Source organism: Streptomyces poriferorum, from assembly GCF_019399235.1.
Lineage (GTDB): Bacteria > Actinomycetota > Actinomycetes > Streptomycetales > Streptomycetaceae > Streptomyces > Streptomyces poriferorum.
This window is the reverse complement of the sequence record NZ_JAELVH010000549.1, coordinates 1-1321: the sequence shown is the minus strand read 5'-3', so window position 1 is coordinate 1321 and position 1321 is coordinate 1. Positions and strand designations below refer to the sequence as shown.

Below are 1321 nucleotides of genomic sequence, written 5' to 3'. Positions count from 1 at the left end.
GCGACCGCACCAGCGACAGCGACAGCGACCGCACCAGCGACAGCACCCGCATCAGCGAGAGCGACAGCATCCGCGACCGCGCCGGGCGCGTCCTGCCGGTGACCGACCTCTCCCTCGTCGTCCTCATCGGGGCGAGCGGCTCGGGTAAGTCCACCTTCGCCCGTGGGCACTTCAAACCGACCGAGATCATCTCCTCGGACTTCTGCCGCGGCCTGGTCGCCGACGACGAGAACGACCAGAGCGCCAGCCGGGACGCCTTCGACGTCCTGCACTACATCGCGGGCAAGCGTCTGGCCGCCGGACGGCTGACCGTCGTCGACGCCACCAACGTCCAGTCGGAGAGCCGCCGTCAGCTGGTGCAGCTGGCCCGGGAGCACGACGTGCTGCCGATCGCGATCGTCCTCGACCTGCCCGAAGAGGTCTGCCTCGCGCGCAACGCGGCCCGCCCGGACCGTGCCGACATGCCCCGCCACGTCGTCCAGCGCCACCGCCGGGAGCTGCGCCGCTCGCTGCGCGGCCTGGAGCGTGAGGGCTTCCGCAAGGTCCACATCCTGCGCACCGAGGAGGAGGCCGAGCACGCGGAAGTGGTTCTGGAACGCCGCTACAACGACCTCCGCCACCTCACCGGCCCCTTCGACATCATCGGTGACATCCACGGCTGCAGCTCCGAGCTGGAGACGCTGCTCGGCAAGCTCGGTTACGTGGACGGCGCGCACCCCGAAGGGCGCACGGCGGTGTTCGTCGGCGACCTCGTCGACCGCGGACCCGACAGCCCCGGTGTGCTGCGCCGCGTCATGTCCATGGTCTCGGACGGCAACGCACTCTGCGTTCCCGGCAACCACGAGAACAAGCTCGGCCGTTACCTCAAGGGCCGCAAGGTCCAGCAGACCCACGGACTCGCGGAGACGATCGAGCAGCTGGAGCGGGAGGACAGCAGGGACCCGGAGTTCCGGGGCCGGGTCAGGGAGTTCATCGACGGGCTGGTCAGCCACTACGTGCTGGACGACGGGAAGCTGGTCGTCTGCCACGCCGGCCTGCCCGAGAAGTACCACGGACGTACCTCCGGGCGGGTCCGCTCGCACGCCCTCTACGGCGACACCACCGGTGAGACCGACGAGTTCGGGCTTCCGGTTCGCTACCCGTGGGCGGAGGACTACCGGGGCCGGGCCACCGTGGTCTACGGCCACACTCCCGTGCCGACGACCTCCTGGATCAACAACACCATCTGCCTGGACACGGGCGCCGTGTTCGGCGGGAAGATGACCGCGCTGCGCTGGCCGGAGCGCGAGCTCGTCGACGTACCCGCCGAGCAGGTCTGGTA

The 1321-nt window shown here is 70.0% G+C and carries 1 protein-coding gene; it reads left to right on the top strand.

Annotation, left to right across the window (positions count from 1 at the left end; all coding sequences use genetic code 11):
- Positions 1-50 precede the first annotated feature (50 nt).
- A partial coding sequence (locus JGS39_RS39515) for an AAA family ATPase (RefSeq protein WP_219574585.1) occupies positions 51-1321 on the top strand: 1271 nt, incomplete at its 3' end.